Source organism: Rhodothermales bacterium, from assembly GCA_017643395.1.
Taxonomy (GTDB): domain Bacteria; phylum Bacteroidota; class Rhodothermia; order Rhodothermales; family UBA10348; genus JABDJZ01.
In genome coordinates this window covers 1,799,903-1,817,281 of record JAEPNP010000001.1, presented here as the reverse complement: position 1 = coordinate 1,817,281, position 17,379 = coordinate 1,799,903, and the positions used below count along the sequence as shown (strand labels likewise).

Genomic DNA, 17,379 nt, shown 5'->3' with positions numbered 1-17,379 from the left:
AGAGCGAAACTACACGCTGGCAACGGGAGGCGCGATGCATGCGGTTGCCCCCGGGCCGTCATAGACCCGATACTTGGCGCCAGCCATGACCCGTCACTTCGCACACCTCCTGCTGCCCGTGGTCTTCCTGCTGCTGTCCGGCGGCGGGGCTCCAAACGCGGACTTTGATCTGGTTCTGGCCGGCGGCCACGTGCTGGATGGCACCGGAAATCCTTGGTTTCGGGCCGATGTGGGGGTGCGCGATGGGCGCATTGCAGCCGTAGGTGACCTCTCGGGGGCTCAGGCGGACCACCGTGTGGACGTCACCGGCCTTTATGTCCTGCCGGGCATCGTGGACATGCACTCCCATGCCGCTGACGTGGCTTGGGAGGAGCAGGGATTTGACTCGCCCGATGCGGCCCGCCGGGCTGCCCCCAACCTGGTGGCGCAGGGCATTACGACCGTCGCCATCAACCAGGATGGGCGCTCTCCTGTTGATCTGGCCGCCCAGCGCCAGACCTACGAGGAGTCCGGCATCGGGATAAACGCCGTGCTGATGATCGGGCACGGAAGCGTGCGGGCAGCCGTGATGGCGGACGATTTCCGGCGGCCTTCCACCCAGTCCGAAACTGCTCAAATGCAGGCCATTGTGCGGCGGGCGATGGAGGCCGGCGCAGCCGGTATGTCCGCAGGACTCGAGTACGTGCCTGGCCGCTGGTCTGCGGTCGATGAGGTGGTGGCCCTCATGGAGGTCGTCGAGGAGTTCGATGGTGTCTACATCTCCCATCAACGCTCCGAAGGCGCAGACCCCATGTGGTTCTGGCCCTCGGTGGACTCCTCCGGTCCACCGACTCTGATCGATGCCGTCCTGGAGACCATCGAGATCGGGGAGCGCACGGGAGGACGGGTCGTCGCAAGCCACATCAAAGCCAAGGGCGCGCACTATTGGGGCTCGTCAGCAGCGGCGGTGCAGTTGATTCAGGCGGCCCGGGACCGCGGCGTGCAGGTATTTGCCGACCAGTACCCCTACACGACCAGCGGGTCCGATGGCAGCACCGTGTTGCTTCCGCGATGGGCATTTGCCTCGCGCGAGGAGGGCGATGAGCGACCGGACTACGCAAGGCACGTGCGTGGGCTTCTGAGCGATCCGGGCGTCGCAGCTCGGCTTCGCCTCGACATCTTTCACGAGATACGCCGACGGGGCGGGGCCGACCGCGTGGTAGTGCTTGATGCACCCGATTCCACGCTTGAAGGCCGCTCCCTGCGTGATATTGCCGTCGAGGTAGGACAAGACCCGGTGGGGGCAGCGCTCTGGTTGCAGCTCAACGGTGATCCTGGCCGTCGGGGCGGGGTGCGCTTGCGCGGCTTCTCGATGGATGAGCAGGACGTGGACCGATACGCAGGCAAGGACTGGGTAGCGACAGCGTCTGATGCCGGCATCGCACTCAAGACGGACGGGCGGGTGCACCCACGCTACTGGGGCACCTTCCCGCGCAAGATCCGTCGTTATGCCATGGATCGGCAGGCCCTCTCGGTCGCCGATGCCGTGCGCAGCTCAACGTCGCTGCCTGCCATGCTGCTCGGCCTGAAGGATCGCGGTCAGGTTCGCGAGGGATTTGTGGCGGATCTGGCGGTGATCGATCTCGAGCGTATTCGAGATCACGCCACCTCGTTTGACCCGCACGCAGAGCCGGAAGGTGTGGTGCACGTGTTTCTGGCGGGCGAGGCCATCCAGGAGCACGGGGTACGGTCGGGATCCCTGAACGGCCGGGTCCTGCGACCGTGACGGACCCGGTATTCATAGCGGCCGCGCTGTGCCTGTTTGTCGTGCTCAGCGAGTGGCTGGTTCGTCGCACCTTTTTCCGGCATATCGGCACCGCCCTGCTGGTGATTCTGGTCACCGCCCTGGCGGCAAACATCGGGCTGGTGCCCGCCGGGTCCACCGCCGAAGCGCCCGTGGCGGTCTACGACGGCATCTTTGCCTACGTGGCGCCGCTGGCCATTTTCCTGTTGCTGATCCCGGTCAACCTGCGGGACGTGCTGAAGGCCGGTGCCAGCATGATCGGTCTGTTCCTGCTCGGTTCACTCGGCACCGCGCTTGGTGTCCTGATCGCCATGTGGGTGATAGACGGTCCGGCCCGCATCGGTCCCGAGTTCGCCGCAATCGGTGGCATGTTCACAGGCACCTACACCGGCGGAAGTGTCAACTTCAACACAGTCGCTCTCGAGTACGATGTCGTGCGCGACGGCGTGCTGTACGCAGGGTCGATTGTGGTGGACAACATCGTGACCACGCTCTGGATGATCGCCACCTTGGCCCTGCCGCGGTTCCTGTACCGCTTCTGGAAGGCTGACCCTGCCGCGGGCGATGGGGTGGCTACCGACTCGGATCCGCTCGGCATCGAGTCCGACACGGAATCACTGCATCCGATGGACATGGGCCTCACGCTCGGTTTGGGCCTGCTGTCCGTCTGGGCTTCCGAGGTGCTGGAAGCCTGGATTCCGGCCATCCCGTCGGCGATTTATCTCACCGTGATCGCGCTGGCGCTGGCTCAGGTGCCAGCCATCCGCAAGCTGCGTGGTGTGCGCACGCTGGGCATGTTCGCGGTCTACCTCTTCCTGGCCGTGATCGGCGCATTCTGCGATGTCGGAGCCATGGCCGAGATGGGCTCGCTGGGCGTGGCCCTGCTGATCTTTACGGTCATTGCAGTGGTCATCCATGGGCTGACCACCTTTCTCGGTGCCAGGGCACTCGGCATTGACCCGGACATTGCGGCCGTGGCGTCTCAGGCCAACGTTGGAGGCGGAGCCTCGGCCCTGGCCGTGGCGCGAAGCCTGGGGCGCGAGGATCTGGTGCTCCCCGGCATCCTGGTCGGATCCCTCGGCTACGCGGTCGGCACCTTTCTCGGTTTCGGCGTGGCGGATCTGCTGGCGTCGATCGGCTGAGGGTTGTCGTCTGTCTTGGGGGCGGCTGCGCGGGCACTGGTCCGAGTGTAATGAAGGGGGCGGATTCCACTAAGCGGCCGCGCCGCCTCATCCCCGAGTGCAATGCGGGGGGCGGATTCCACTCCGCGGCCGGCGCCGCCCGACCTCCGAGTGTAATGTGGGGGGCGGTTTCCACTCCGCGGCCGGGCTGGCTCATACGCGGGTGTAATGAAGGGGGCGGATTCCATTAAGCACCGGTGTCACCCCGCCTCTCGGCGCCGGCTCTCCCCGGAGTGTAATGCCCGGGGCGGACTCCACTCGGCGCCCGGGTCGCCTCATCCCCAAGTGTAATGTGGGGGGCAGATTCCACTTCGCGCCGGCGCCGCCCGACCCCCGAGTGTAATACCACGGGCGGATTCCACTCCGCGGCGGCGCCGCCTCACACCCCGAGTGTAATACCACGGGCGGATTCCACTCCACTACCGCGCGCGGGCCAATACGGCGCCCAGCTCAGCGCCGCAGGAAGAAGTCCATGACCAGGTCGCGACCGTCGGGATCGCGCGTGTACCAGGCGTGCTCACCCTCGGGCATCTCCAACAAGGTGACCCGCGTCCCGCCTCGACATCCCTGGTACCGGGTCGACTTGAGGCGCGCATCTCCGGACGTGACTGTTTCTTCGGTTGCGGGCCGGTCACACTGCAGGGCATGGGACCAAAACAGTGTAGTCTCCGGAGCAGACAGCAGACTCCACGCGCCATTGTCGCTGCCGGTCCACGGCAGCACACGATCCTCCCGACCGTGCAGCGTGAGCACGGAGGCGGCCGTCCCCGGGCTGCAGGACTCGGACAAGGGTTTTGACATCGGCGCCGACACGGCCGCAACGGCAGTAAAGTCCCGACCCATGACACAGCCGAGCCTGTACGCGAACAACCCGCCCTGTGAGAACCCCATCGCATAGGTGCGCTCACGGCTGATGTTGTAAACGGTAGAAATCGAGTCTATCAGAGCCGACATGAAGCCGAGGTCGTCGATCTGGAGCCGGTCCGCAATGTTGCAGTTGCACCCCTCAGCCCAGTTGCCCTTCGCGGCCGTGGGGTATGCAATGATCATGTCGTCCGTACCTGCCTCATCCAGTTTGGAACCGGCCTTGAAGTTGGGGCCCGTATCGTTGGAGCCGTGCAGCGCGATCAGCAAATGCGCCGGTTGAGATGCCGTCAATCCGGCAGGGACCCGGACGCGGGCCTCGCGAAGGGTGTCGCCGACGGCTACGATGAGGTTGAAGTCGGACCCCTCCGGCCCGGGTGCGCTGTCGCAGGCGGTGGCGAGCAGTCCGAAAACGAATAGCGCAGGTAGGCATACGGGTCGCATGCCCGAAAACTAGCGCTTCCGTGTAGCGGTCCGCCCCCGGTCGCGGTAGCGCCAGGACCGTTGGGCCGCGAAGACAGGGGAGAAATGCGCACCCTGTCCAGACCCGCGGCTTGCCCCGGCCGCACCGGCTTCAGGCCGCTTCCTTCCCGGTCTCGATCGGCCGAACCGTCACGGGATGAAACTCTTTCGGCACCTCAGGTCGGGCGGTCATTCGTCCTTTCTCGTCCACGGGCGCCCAGATGACCGGCATGCGGTAGAGGTAGCGACCAATCCCCCACTGCACTGCGCACCGTCTCATGGATGCGCTCAATCCACCTTTCACAGGCTGGATTTCGGTGTTTTCAGCCCCGTCCCACTTGGTCACCCACTCGGCCGGAGCCCCATCGCGCGCAACCCGGATTCCGATACCGCACAGCACGCCTCCCGCCGGGCCCTCGCGGTATTCGTTGCGCCAATTCTCGGGGCCACATGCCGCATCCAGACGGTCCATGATGGCTCGATTGGAAATGAACGGTGCCACGCGTGCCTTCTTTCGGTCTTCCGACATCCCGATCGGCTTCCATCGCAAGTCATGAAGGTCAAACGGGTCCGCGAGTCGCTTCAAATCCTGACTCATGCTCTCTCTCGTTGCTTGATACGAGAATGTACGGAGGGGGTATGACATCAAATTGTCATAGGCTGCCTGCCACAAAAGCGCTTCCGTGCATTGGAAACAACTTCCAACTTTTAACCTGAATGATTAATCTTGGCAAGCCACAGGGACTAAATAAATAAACCTCCCATGCTTCTTTCCTTCCTTTCCGTGGACCCAGACATGCTGGCGGCCTTCCAGGACTCGGCCATCAGCAAAGCGGATACGGCGTTTCTCCTCGTCGCCGCCGCACTGGTTCTGCTCATGACGCCTGCGCTTGCCTTCTTCTATGGCGGTCTGGTGCGCTCCAAGAACGCCTTGAACACCATGATGATGAGCTTCGTGGCGATGGGCGTCGCGGCCGTCCTCTGGGTGGTTGCCGGCTACTCCCTGGCCTTCGGAGAAGGCAACTGGTTCATCGGCGACCTGTCCATGGCCTTTCTGAACGGCGTCGGTCTCGAGGCCAACGGCAGCATTCCACATCTGCTGTTCATGGCCTTCCAGGGCACTTTTTACATCATCACTGCAGCCCTCATTTCCGGCGCCGTTGTAGAGCGCATGCGCTTCACCTCCTACACCGTGTTCATCGCACTTTGGGGCCTGCTGGTTTACGCTCCGGTGTGCCATTGGGTATGGGGAGGCGGCTTCATTGGTGAGATGGGCGCTCTGGACTTTGCCGGCGGAGCAGTGGTGCACGTGAATGCGGCCGCCGCGGCGGTCGTGGCTGCCATGATGCTCGGCCCCCGCGAGGACTATGGTCGCCAGGCCCTGCTGCCTCATCATGTGCCTTTTGTGCTGCTCGGCTCTGGCCTGCTTTGGTTTGGATGGTTCGGGTTTAACGCCGGATCCGCCCTGGCTGCAGACGGACTCGCCGTGTTGGCCTTTGTCAATACCATGCTCGCTCCAGCGGCGGCTCTGGTGGCCTGGATTGGCCTCGACATGGTTCGTACAGGCAAAGTGACTGCCGTTGGTGCCGCTACGGCGATCGTGGTCGGCCTGGTGGCGGTCACTCCGGCCGCAGGATTCGTTTCGCCGGTCTCGAGCCTCGCGATCGGCGCCCTGGCAGCCCTGCCGTGCTACTTCGCCATCGTATGGCGCGCCCGCACCAGGCTTGACGACTCTCTGGATGTCTTTGCTGCCCACGGCGTTGGCGGAATTGTCGGCGCACTGCTCACCGGCGTGTTCGCCCAGGCGGCGTGGAACGGTGGAGTGGACGGTGCCCTCTTCGGCAACATCGCCCAGTTTGGCATCCAGGCTCTCTCGATCGTAATCGTGTTCGCTTACAGCGCAGCGGGCACGTTCATCATCCTGAAACTGGTAGGCCTCGTGCTGCCGATCCGCACCGGAAAACGAGCCGAAGGCCGTGGCCTGGATGTGGCCCACCACGGTGAGGAGGCGTACACGGACGGCGAGGGCGCCATTCTCGTGCACGACCAGGACCTGCCTGTCATCGAAGCTCCCGCCACCAAACTTGCTACGGTGAACGCATGAAACTGATCAAAGCCATTGTCCGCCCCGAAAAGCTCAGCGACGTGCTGCTCGCCTTGTTCCAGATCGACGTGCGCGGCCTCACCGTATCCCGTGTTCGTGGGCACGGCGGCGAGCGCGAGGAGGAAGAGACCTATCGCGGCACCACCGTGCGCATGGAACTGACCGACAAGGTCATGCTCGACATCGGGGTCTCGGACCCTTACGTCGACAAGACCATCGACGCCATCCTGCAGGCAGCTCGTACGGGCGATGTGGGGGACGGCAAAGTGTTCGTCCTGCCGGTAGAAAAGGTCTATCGCATCCGATCCGGTGAGGAAGACGTGGCAGCCGTGACCCCGGTTGAGCCTGTTCTCGCCTGAACCGCGACTCTGATCGGCCAGATTGAGGGGGCGGTGACCGTTTGGTCGCCGCCCCCTCGTGTTTTGGCAGGAGCGGCTCCGTGCAGTATCCGCTCATCGCACAATCTCCGTGGACAACCCATGAACACGGTGCGTGCGTTGCCAACGGCCGCAACTGCGTATATCATGGATCCGTATTGGGACTTATCCCCCTCCCTATGGATTCGGTCTATCTCATCAGCCTCATCGTAGGAGGCTTTTTTGTCCTCCTGTCGATTTTCGGCGCGGATCACGAAGGTGACTTCGACGCCGATGCCGATGTGGATGCCGAGTTTGATCTGGAAGCCGACACCGAGTTCGAGATCGGCATGGACTCTGAGACGGGGTCCGGTGTAGGCCTCGTGGACCTGTTTTCCCTGCGGGCCCTGTTCCTGTTCGCCGCGTTTTTCGGCCTAACCGGTTTCGGTTTGGGCCTTGTGGGCGAAGGGGAGCCTCTGACGCTGATAACGTCGATCCTCGTCGGACTCACCGTAGGCCTTGGTGGCAATTACGTCATCAAGAAGTTTGCCTACGAACAGGTGTCATCCACGGTGGGCGTGCGAGACTACAAGGGACGCACCGCCAAGGTTGTCCTGCCCTTCACCGGAGCGGAGAACGGCAAGATCACCCTGGAGGCGAAAGGCCAGCGACTGCAGCTGCCTGCCAGATCGCTGGATCTTGAGACCATCGAGGCCTTCAAGCCCGGTGATGAGGTCGTGGTAGTCCGCATGGACGGCCGCGTAGCGGAGGTGGTAAAGCCCAACTGAACCAGTAGTGCCTTCCTTGGGCACGGAGATACAACAATGGATCCCTTCACCTTCATTGTAGCCGGCGCGATCATTCTGGGCGGTCTGTCCGTCCTGGGTTTTGTGCGCGCGAACCTGAAGATTTGCCAGCCGAACGAGGTCCTGATCTTCTCCGGCCGTCAGCGGCAGCTGACCGACGGCAGCAAGGTCGGATACCGGGTGATCCGTGGTGGCCGCGGCTTCCGAGTCCCGATCATCGAAAAAGTGGATCGCCTGTTCCTGAACACGATCCCGATTGACCTGACCGTGTCCAATGCCTACTCCAAGGGAGGCATTCCGCTGAAGGTGCAGGCGATCGCCAACATCAAGATTGCCTCGCAGGAGCCGGAGCTCAACAATGCCGTGGAGCGCCTGCTCGGAAAGCCGCTGGACGAGATCCAGCTCATCGCCAAGGAAACGCTCGAGGGCAACCTGCGTGGCGTGCTGGCATCCCTGACCCCGGAGGAGGTCAACGAGGACCGGCTGAAGTTTGCCAAGGTGCTGCTTGATGAGGCGGATAACGACCTCGGGGCGCTTGGCCTGCAGCTGGACACGCTCAAGATCCAGAACGTGGATGACGACCGGGGTTACCTGGACGCCATCGGACGCCAGAGCACGGCCAACATCATCGCCGCTGCGGAAGTGGTGGAAGCCGATCGTCGCGAGCAGGCCAAACTGGCCGAGGCCAAGGCCGATGAGGCCATTGTCTCCGCCCAGAACAAGGTGCGCATCCTGAAGGCGCAGCTCGCCGCCGAAGCAGAGGCCGAGGAGGCCAAGGTCAATGTTGCTGCAGAAGTCGCCCGCGCCAGGGCCGAACAGGAGCTGGCCGAACAGGAAATCCAGCTGGCTGAAAAGCGGCAGAAGGCCGAGATCGTCGTCAAGGCCGAGGCCGAACGGCAGGCGAAGGAAGAGATCGCCAAGGGCAACGCCGCCAGGATCTTCGAGGACGGCCAGGCCGAAGTCGAGGTACTGAAGCAGAAGCTGGAGCTCTGGAAGAACGCCGGTAGTGATGCCGAGCGCCTGTTCCTGATCCAGATGCTGCCCGACATCCTGAAAGAGGTCATCAAGACGGTCGACAACCTCAAGATCGACAAGATCACCGTGGTCGACTCCGGTACCGGCGGATCCGGCAAGGGCGTGCCCGCGGTGTTCAACCAGATCGCGGGATCGACGCCGGCATTGCTGGAAAGCCTGAAGGCGACTACAGGCATCGACATTGCAGGAATGCTGGCTACGGCAGGGTCCAAAGAGGTTGAGGTCGAGGCGCGTCCCGTCTCCGGAGACGGGGCTGCGGAATAGCTTCCTTTGGGGTTGTGCTCTGGCGTGTCGAAAGGGGTGCGCAGGGGTGGCGCCCCCGAACCTGAGGTGGAGTAACCGCCGGGGGCGAAGGGGTCAAATACCCCTGCGAACCCCTTTCGACACGCTGCCAACCGTTGTGGGGAGGTGTTCCTGGCGGGTGCGGTTTTGGCGGTTGGGCCTTTGGCCCTCCGCCGTTGGGGTTGCGCGGGGCTGGCGGATCGTGAATCGTGACGGAGAGCGCGGGGCTGGCGGATGGTGAAGCGCTGGGCGGTGCTCACGCGTCTCCGGCGGGGCGTCAACATGGGAATGCGGGCCTGTTTTCCACATTTCGTGGCGCCGAACTGGGGGTGCACATGGAATAGCGCCCCCATATCCCACCTGCATAGGCGCCCGAACGGGGCGTGAACGTGGGATCGGCCCCTGGTTTTCCACCCGGCCCCGCGCGACGGGCGATGCGCGAGCGGACGGACCTCCGAGCCGCAGGAGCGGGCCGGGGCCTTCGGACCGACCGCAGCCGACTCGACCGCCGACCCGCAAACATGCGCGGAGGACGGAATTGAGGCCTGCCGCTCTGCAGCCGATACCGCAGGTGAACTGCACCGTCCGAATATGATGCGCCTGGCCTGCCTCTTGATTGCCGTGCTTACTGCCTCCGCGGCTTACACCGAAGAGATTGTGGACGGCCTGCGCGGAACGGTACGGTACGCCGACAATGTTCGGAGCTTGTACACGGCTCAGGAACCCATGGCGCCGGACCACCCTGCGATGATTCTGAGGGAGTGGTCCCGATCCGGTGACGAGAGTTGGCAATCGCTCGACTCGCTGTACGAGCAGTTGGACCAAGTCGGCGCGGAGCCACGGTGGCTCAGGTTTGCCGTGATGAACAGTTTGGTCGTTGCCGCCCGTGAGTGTCGATTCGGCTCGGCCGCCTCCTTCTCTCGCTTCAGGGACTGGGGTGACAGTCTGAAGGGCCCCTCCATCGCCGCCTGGCACGAGTACACTGCCGATCGCTGCGGGGGCACCCCCAACCTGGACCTATCGAAATCGATCCGGGACGACGACCCCGCCTAGCTGCTTGAGCCCGGAACGCACAACCGGCTCCCGGCACAACCCGTGCACATGCGGGTTGTCCAGGAAGCAACGATGAGAGACTCATGCGGAAGATCACCCTTGCCCTCGTAGCCATGCTCACAGTCGCCTGTGGCCCGGTTGAGCCGGCAAGCCAGGTCGCAGACTCGACCGCCGTGCCGCCTGGCGCCGTGGTCATCGGCGGCGAGACTGTCAAGGCCATCTCAATCCGGCACGCCGGCGGCGAGCTGATGTACGTGCCCGCGTACTCGCACATCTTCCACCGGAACGCCTCCCGCCAGATCGATCTCGCAGTCACATTGTCGGTGCGCAACTCAGACCCCGAGTATTCGATCACCGTCAACCACATCGGCTACTACGACGACAACGGCGCGCTCGTCAGGGACTACGCTACAGAGCCCATTGTCCTGGGCCCGCTCTCCTCCCGGGCTTTTGTTGTTGACGAGAGTGACCGAACCGCCGGAGTGGGCGCCAACTTCCTTGTCGAGTGGCGCGCCGAAGATTCCGTCAGCGCCCCCGTGGTCGAGGCCGTCATGATCTCAACCGCCAGCGCGCAAGGCATCACATTCGTGAGCCGAGGTTTCCCAGTTCGAGTCTTCGAGTCCGCCGAATAAGCCCCCGACTCCGCACCCGTTCGCCGCAGGCCAGACCGCCGTCACCCACCCCCGGCCGCCGCCCGAAGGGCCGGCCCGCCCAGGTCCCCGGAGACAGTCGACACTCCGCTACAAACGGCCACTCCTCCCCAGCAACACCAAGGCTGACCCTTCCCGCCAACGCCTCCCAGCCAACCCCCGCCGCCGCCCGAAGGGCCGGCACGCCGAGCCCCGCCGAGACAGTCGAGACTACGCTCCCAACGGCCACTCCTCCCCAGCCACACAAGGGCTGAGCCTTCCCGACCACCCTCCCAGCCAACCCCTGACCGCCGGCCCGAAGGGTCGGCGCGGAGGGTCCGCGGAGGTGTTGGGCTCTACCACCCGATCGGTAACTCCCAGCCAACGCCCCACAAGCCCCTACCTCCGGGGACCCTTCGCGCCGACCCCCGGCACAACGCCGACCCCCGGCACAACCTCAAACCGCAGGAGCAGCGAGGGAAAGCTCAAACTGCGCAGCCCATTCTCCCGGCCGGTTGATCCGCCGCCGATGCAAGGTTGCGCGGATGCATCCGTCCCAGCCCTCAGCCGCCAGCGTAGTCCGCCCCATGTGCACATGACGCACTGACGCCATCGCAGCCACCCGGGCATGCCCCTGTTTGAACAGCGTAGGCTCGGCCGCCTCCAGCAAGGTCACGGCGGCGAGGTACTGCTGCCGGGCATCCCCCTCGGACACCCGGTAAACGGCGTCGAAACCCCCGTACACCAGCAGCAGCACCTCGCGCTCGCTTGCGGCCTCCCCCACGAGCACCGCTATCCGCCGCGACCGACCCTCGAGGACCACCTCTGCCGGCACCGGCCCCATCGGTGTGTGCGTCGTCGCCGCCAGCTGCATGTCCGTGGTGGATCGCAGCGCGCGCCGCAGGCTGTGAACAAACAGCCTCGCGGTGGGCGGGTGACGTTGCCGACGTGCGGGTGCCCGGTCAACAGCCGGGGACGGTGCCACGACGGCGGCCTGGCGGGTCAGCGAAGCAACGGTGGGGTTGATGGAAACGGCGTGCATGGTGGGTGCCTCTTGAGTTACGATCCAAGGATACAGAGACACCTATGACATCATTCTGTCATAGCTTGCACACACATTAGACATATGCCAGAAAAATGTCGCTCAGCGGCGTCCCCACACGCCAACCGGCCGCAAGCACGCCCCCCTCCGGGGACGCACACCTCAGACCCGATACCGATAGCTCAGCTTCAAGAAGAACCCGTCATTCAGCCGGGTGAAGTCCGAAAACCGGTACGTCTGCGGCTCCGTCAAACTGGACCCATACCCCAGAAACACCACGGTACCCGGCGTGGGCCGATACGAAAACAGCCAGTCGAACCGGAAAAAATTCGACCGCCGCTCCGGAATCCCCGAGAACGTACCGTCCGAATTCCGCACCACAATCGGCCGATTGGTCCGGGAGTCGTCTCGCAGCTCATCGACAAAATTCGAGTCGTACTGCCCCACCACGCGCACAAAGAGCGACGGCGTAGCCTGATACTCCACCTTTAGCCGCGGCACCCGCCGCAGCCCCACGTTGGACCGGTCCGTCACCCGGATGAACTGCTGGTGGTTGTACAGCAGGTTCACCCTGATCTGGTCTGTCGGATTCCAGTTCAGGCTGCCGTTCACAAAGAAGATGTCCGCGGAGGCCCACTCAAAGAAGTTGTCGTCCCGGCCACCCACCAAAAAGACAAACCCGGAGAACTTCTTCCACTGCGGCGTGCCCAGCGTACTCCAGAACCCCAGATTGATCAGCCGGTCCACACCCACATACGGTGTCGGCTGCCCACCGGGCGAGGCCGGCGCCACGAAGTACCCGGTGTACAGCTCCTCCGGATACTTGAAGGACTCGTAGAAGACACTCGTGCCGCCGCTCCAGCCACCTCGAAAACTGTAGGCCGTATTGAAATGCAGCTTGCGGTCATTCGGCCCGGTGCCCCGCGTGAACCGGTCATAATCCCAGGTGCCGTCAAACGTCAGCCCGAACGTGAACCGCTCGACCAGAGCACCCTCCTGTCCATACCACGTGCGCCGTGGGCTGAACGTGGCGGTCGCAATGCCGATGCGCTGGAGGAATCCCGACTCGGCGTTGAAGTCCGGGTGGAACCCCGTCGTGGAAAAGGACGCAGCATACTTGCGTCCGGTAGCCGACGACTGCCAGGTCCACATGGGCGCCCCCACCGTCTCGGACCCATCGCCCGTCAGACTTCCTGCCACCTGCCACGTCGCCGAATAGATGCCCGACACCAGCCTGCCGTCCACAGCACCCACCCGATTCCAGCGGTCGCCGTCAATCTTGTCGGTGTAGGTTCCGCCGATGGTGTTCTGCCCGCTCAGATCGCGCGACAACCGCACGGCATTGAAGTACCGTGCCTCCAGGTCGCCCAGGTACAGCTCGGTATTGTCCACCGCCGACAGCACGCCCACATTCGTCGCCCCCGTCTTGCCGGTCAGCTTCACGGCGGTCAGGGGATTCGCAATGCGCCGGGTGTAAATGAGATTCGTCGGCCCCTGGAACTGCTCGATGCCGTCCAGAAAGAACGGCCGCTTCTCCGGGAAGAAGAGCGCGCGCCGCGGGTCCGTCTGAATCTGCGCTACATCCGCCTCGACTTGCGAGAAATCCGGGTTCACCGTGCCGTTGAGGGTCAGGTTGTTCGTCACGCCCCATCGCACGTTCACGCCCAGGGGATCCCGCGCATTGCCGTCCCAGGGAGAATCCCCGGCCGCGCGCGTGAGGGAACCAGTGATCTCAGGGCTTACATCCAACACAATGCCCCTGCGCAGGTCCGTAAGGTCACTCAGCTGCCCGGACTGCCCCAGGAACGACGCATTGTTCTGCCGTACCTCCGTCCACGCCGTTGAATACCCCGAGTGCGCCACGTTGCGCACCACATTGAACCCCCACGTCTGGGTCACCGACGGCTGGAAGCGCAGGCTCTTGAACGGCACCGTGATCTCCACTTCATAGCCGAAGTCCGTTTCGCGCCCGGCGGACTGAAACACAAAATCCGGACTCAGATCCATGTTGAACGGCTGCCCACCTCCTCGGAAGAAGCCGCCCTGCTGGGCATCACGCAGAATGCCATCCGCCTGCTGCCCGAGCGGGTTGACCGCGATGCCCACGGCCTGCCTGCGGTCGTTGTACGTATCCAGGACAAGCAGCACATGATCGTCGCCGTCAATCTTGTCCCGGTCAGCGAGCGTGGCCCTCACCTCGCTGTGCACCTCATATGCTCGGATTCCAAAGTGAATGGCCGTCGCTTCGTACCAGACATACACGTGGGTCGAGTCCATCGCCGGCCGCCCATCGACAGGCTGGTACTGCATGAAGCCGGTGAGCAGCGTGGCCTGCTGCCAGACCGCATCGTCCAGGACCCCGTCCAGCACAATCTGCGAGCCCTCCACTCGCGGAATCTCCACCTCATTCGGGTTGCCGGCCAGTACCAGAAGCAGCGTAAGCAGCGTCATCGGAATTCAGGGGTATGCATCACGGAAAAGATGGCGCCGCGCGCCGTGCGGAGGAAGAGCACCCCGGGCGGCATGCCTTCCAGACTGACCCGTCCCCGGGCGTCCAACGGGCGATGGGCTCTGCGCCGTCCCAACACGTCATAGATCTCCACCGCACCCTCTCGCGCCGGCACGGTGACCCACCCGGCGGCCGGATTGGGCCACGGCGCGGCGTCCCCAGATGCATCCGGCGGTGTCTCGACAGCCGTGGAAGTGCCCCGCACCAACGTGTGATAGCGCCCCGCCTCGAGCCCAAGCCACACCTCTACCACACCGTCAGGCCAGTGCACTTCGACCCGCTCCGCAGTCTCAGAGGAACCAAGCCCGAAGTGTGCCGGCACCAGGCTCTGGCCGAGCATGTCCATGCCGTCCAGGTAACGCCGCATGGTGCGCCCGCCGGACTCCAGCAGGATTTCAGCCCCGACCGCCCAGCGGTTCATGCCCGGCTGGTCCAGATCAAACCCAATCCAGTTGCCCGCGGGATCGTCCCGGTCCAGCAGCACCGACGGCGCGCGAAAATTGCCGACAAACAGATCCAGGTCCCCGTCCCCTTCGCGGTCGAACACCACCAGCGCCCTCGCCTCAGGCGCGCCATCGGTTCCGGAGCCCATCGACACATCCGTGAAGCCCGCGCCATCGCGCTCAAAGAAGCGGTTGGTAGCGGGGTCGGTCGGGAAGCCGTTGACGACATAGAGGTCCAGGTCGCCGTCGTGGTCTGCGTCGAAGAACTCCACCCCCCAGGCCCACCCGGCGTCCTGCACGCCGTAATCTGAGGCGCGATCGATGTACTGCTGCCCGTGTCGTACATACAGCGGATTCGGCTGACGGTCGTAGATATTGGTGACGTAGATGTCGCCGCGGCCGTCATCGTTCACGTCGGCCAAGGCCACGCCCATTCCGTTGCCGGGGTCACCCACCGCCCACGCGTCCGTGTCCTCCAGGAAGGTGCCGTCCGTCTGCTGGACATACAGGCGATTGGGTCCGAAGTCGTTCACGACGTACAGATCCAACCGGCCGTCCTCGTCAACATCCCACGGCAGCACGCCCCACGTAAAGCCACCGTCCACGATGCCCAGCTCAGCGGCCATCTCGGTGAAGGTGCCGTCGCCCTCATTCCGGTAATAGCGGTTCGGGCCAATCCAGGCCGAAACGTACAGATCCAGGTCGCCGTCGCCGTCCAGATCCGTCCACGCTCCGGCGACGTCATTCGCGGTGTCGTCGCGCCCGAACACGCCCGCCTGCACGGTCACGTCTTCAAACGTGCCGTCCCCGCGATTTCGGTACAGCCGCTCCGGGCCTACCCGCGCGAGAAAGAGGTCCGGCAGCCGGTCCCCGTCGTAATCGCCCCAGGCGACACCGAATCGGTTGCCCTGCTGGCCCCGTCGATACCCACCGTCAAAGGGCTCGATGCCCGAGCCTGCGGTGATATTCTCGAAGGTGCCATCGCCCAGATTGCGGAAGAGGTGGTTGTAGGTGGTCGGATCACCCTCCACGCGCTCCTCCGGCGATACCACATATAGGTCCAGGTCACCGTCCAGGTCGATGTCCGCCACCGCCGCACCGGATGCTCGCAGGATGGCACCCAATCCGGCCTCCAGAGCCACATCCCGGTAGGGCTGGGCGGCTACCGTGCTGCCCGCTGCCCAGAGCGCAAGCAGGAAGCACACAGACCGGTTCACGGACGCACGATCTTGCCGAGCACGGCGCCGATGATCAGGAACGAAACGAGGTCGTAGAGCGAGGTCGTCAGGTGGTACGGCCACGGCTCATAGAACCAGATCGGGTCGCTGAGATTGGACCAGAAGGCAACCACAACGCCCACCGCGCCGCCGAACCCGATGCGCCGGATGTAGGAGGTCGATGGGGACAGCACCCGGATCATGCCCAGCCCGATCAGGAACGACACGATGAACATATGCAGGAAGCCCAGCACGTATACGCGTGGCGACATCGGATCGGTGCCCGCCCGTGTCACATGCAGGAATGCGAGCGGACCGGCCAGATGGCGTGCCGTCCATTCCTCCAGGCTCGTCGTCTCCGGGTCCGGCAGCACATAGGCACCGGTCTCCGGAATGTGCTCCGCCAGCGCCGACATTACTGCCTGCTCGGCCTCGACGTCCAGACTTGAAAAGCCCATCGCCGCGCCGCCTCCGGCCCAGAACACGAATCCCCAAATCATGAGGGCGATCGCAGAAAGGAGCGATCCGAGCAGCAGACGTTTCATGGCGGGTGAAGCCTGGTGAGGCTGCACGATACGGCCTCCCGCGCGGAACAGAAACGCCCTACTGACCCCACATGCGGTCCCAGACCGCGCCCAGTGATCCCAGCATGGGCCGGGCCTGATAGAAACTGCACCAGGTGTCCCCGCAATCACCCGGCTCCATCACGAAACGGAAAATGGGAGAGCCGCTGTCCCCCAACCAACCGTCCGATCTTCCGAAGCGGTAGTCGTCGATCACCAGGGCACCGTCTCGCTCAAACGCCGAGTACCACCCTTTCGAAAAGCCCAGCACACGACGTACGGCCCGCTCTTCGGCAACCGGCCGGACCAGCTCGGACCGCATCGGAATAACCAGGAAGCTGTCCGGCGGCGCGCTGTCCAGCAGGCTGAAGAGCCCTACATGCAGGCTGTCGTCCTGCTGGGCAATACCCATCCACATGATCGTATTCAGAGGCGTGGCATTGGTCATGGTGCGCTCGGGCTCCAGACCGGCCGCCGCCCAGCCGCGATTCAGGGCATCGTACGCCACGCCTTTCGCCACGAGGGACCAGAGCACATACAACGTGCTGACCAGCAACCCGAGCTGGTTTGCGTGGGCACGCCGCGAAGACCCGCGCCGCAGGAACAGGGCGAACACCACCCCCATCGCAAGCGGGATCGTGTACAGCGGATCGATGATGAACAGGCTGTTGAACGCCAGCGGATAGTCCGTGACCGGCCAGAACACCTGCGTGCCGTACACCGTGAAGCTGTCCAGCAGGATATGGGTGCCGATTACCCAGAACACCATCCAGCGCCATCGCCACCTCGGCACCTCGAAAGCCCTGTGGAGCCGTGCGAGGAACGTCCCCACCAGCGGGGCCATGACTACAGCAAAGACCAGGGAGTGCGTCAGTCCCCGGTGGAACGCCAGCTCCCCCACCGAATCGAGGAACGGATACGCCAGGATGTCCAGATCCGGCAGCGTGCCCAGCGCCGCGCCCCAGGCCGCCCCGCGCCCGCCCGCCTCGCGCCCTACGGCGGCCTCGCCGACCGCCGCTCCCAGGGCTATCTGCGTCAGTGAATCCAAGG

General features: G+C 64.2%; 15 protein-coding genes. 8 read left to right on the top strand and 7 right to left on the bottom strand.

The genetic code is table 11. From position 1 onward, the window contains the following. Positions 1-85: 85 nt before the first annotated feature. The gene (locus JJ896_07380) at positions 86-1,765 is read left to right on the top strand and encodes an amidohydrolase family protein (GenBank protein MBO6779460.1); all 1,680 of its coding nucleotides are present in this window, start codon (positions 86-88) and stop codon (positions 1,763-1,765) included. Further along, positions 1,762-2,925 carry a DUF819 family protein gene (locus JJ896_07375; protein MBO6779459.1) on the top strand — a complete coding sequence of 388 codons (1,164 nt, stop codon included), beginning with the start codon at positions 1,762-1,764 and terminating at the stop codon, positions 2,923-2,925. The genes JJ896_07380 and JJ896_07375 overlap by 4 nt, the downstream gene beginning before the upstream one ends. Before the next feature lie 489 nt (positions 2,926-3,414). Here JJ896_07375 and JJ896_07370 read toward each other — a convergent pair whose 3' ends face one another. Both JJ896_07370 and JJ896_07365 read right to left on the bottom strand, forming a co-directional pair. After that, on the bottom strand, positions 3,415-4,272 hold the full coding sequence (locus JJ896_07370) for a hypothetical protein (protein ID MBO6779458.1): 858 nt from the start codon (positions 4,270-4,272) through the stop codon (positions 3,415-3,417). Positions 4,273-4,402: 130 nt separating this feature from the next. Continuing rightward, positions 4,403-4,888 (bottom strand): hypothetical protein, encoded by a 486-nt coding sequence (locus JJ896_07365; protein ID MBO6779457.1) that lies wholly within the window; start codon positions 4,886-4,888, stop codon positions 4,403-4,405. A gap of 198 nt (positions 4,889-5,086) precedes the next feature. On the opposite strand from JJ896_07365, the gene JJ896_07360 reads away from it, so the two are divergent. The 6 genes from JJ896_07360 (at position 5,087) to JJ896_07335 (ending at position 10,558) form a co-directional block, all read left to right on the top strand. Continuing rightward, positions 5,087-6,394 (top strand): ammonium transporter, encoded by a 1,308-nt coding sequence (locus tag JJ896_07360; protein ID MBO6779456.1) that lies wholly within the window; start codon positions 5,087-5,089, stop codon positions 6,392-6,394. Beyond that, the gene (locus tag JJ896_07355) at positions 6,391-6,753 is read left to right on the top strand and encodes a P-II family nitrogen regulator (GenBank protein ID MBO6779455.1); all 363 of its coding nucleotides are present in this window, start codon (positions 6,391-6,393) and stop codon (positions 6,751-6,753) included. Before JJ896_07360 ends, JJ896_07355 begins: the two co-directional genes overlap by 4 nt. Positions 6,754-6,950: 197 nt before the next feature. After that, on the top strand, positions 6,951-7,538 hold the full coding sequence (locus JJ896_07350; protein ID MBO6779454.1) for an NfeD family protein: 588 nt from the start codon (positions 6,951-6,953) through the stop codon (positions 7,536-7,538). Between the two features lie 36 nt (positions 7,539-7,574). Next, the gene (locus tag JJ896_07345) at positions 7,575-8,855 is read left to right on the top strand and encodes a hypothetical protein (GenBank protein ID MBO6779453.1); all 1,281 of its coding nucleotides are present in this window, start codon (positions 7,575-7,577) and stop codon (positions 8,853-8,855) included. A gap of 612 nt (positions 8,856-9,467) precedes the next feature. Then, positions 9,468-9,926, top strand: coding sequence for a hypothetical protein (locus JJ896_07340; GenBank protein MBO6779452.1), 459 nt, complete (start codon positions 9,468-9,470; stop codon positions 9,924-9,926). 83 nt (positions 9,927-10,009) lie between these two features. Next, positions 10,010-10,558: a DUF3124 domain-containing protein gene (locus JJ896_07335; protein MBO6779451.1), complete on the top strand. Its 549-nt coding sequence runs from the start codon at positions 10,010-10,012 to the stop codon at positions 10,556-10,558. A gap of 454 nt (positions 10,559-11,012) precedes the next feature. On the opposite strand, the gene JJ896_07330 is transcribed toward JJ896_07335, so the two are convergent. The 5 genes from JJ896_07330 to JJ896_07310 all read right to left on the bottom strand — a co-directional run bounded on the left by JJ896_07330 (position 11,013) and on the right by JJ896_07310 (position 17,377). Then, a complete protein-coding gene (locus JJ896_07330) occupies positions 11,013-11,597 on the bottom strand; it encodes a hypothetical protein (protein ID MBO6779450.1) in 585 nt (194 codons plus the stop codon). Positions 11,598-11,759: 162 nt separating this feature from the next. Then, a complete protein-coding gene (locus JJ896_07325; protein ID MBO6779449.1) occupies positions 11,760-14,048 on the bottom strand; it encodes a hypothetical protein in 2,289 nt (762 codons plus the stop codon). Beyond that, positions 14,045-15,766 (bottom strand): CRTAC1 family protein, encoded by a 1,722-nt coding sequence (locus tag JJ896_07320; GenBank protein MBO6779448.1) that lies wholly within the window; start codon positions 15,764-15,766, stop codon positions 14,045-14,047. The genes JJ896_07325 and JJ896_07320 overlap by 4 nt, the downstream gene beginning before the upstream one ends. Next, positions 15,763-16,311 carry a hypothetical protein gene (locus JJ896_07315; GenBank protein ID MBO6779447.1) on the bottom strand — a complete coding sequence of 183 codons (549 nt, stop codon included), beginning with the start codon at positions 16,309-16,311 and terminating at the stop codon, positions 15,763-15,765. The genes JJ896_07320 and JJ896_07315 overlap by 4 nt, the downstream gene beginning before the upstream one ends. A 58-nt stretch (positions 16,312-16,369) precedes the next feature. Further along, a complete protein-coding gene (locus JJ896_07310) occupies positions 16,370-17,377 on the bottom strand; it encodes a metal-dependent hydrolase (protein ID MBO6779446.1) in 1,008 nt (335 codons plus the stop codon). Positions 17,378-17,379 lie beyond the last annotated feature (2 nt).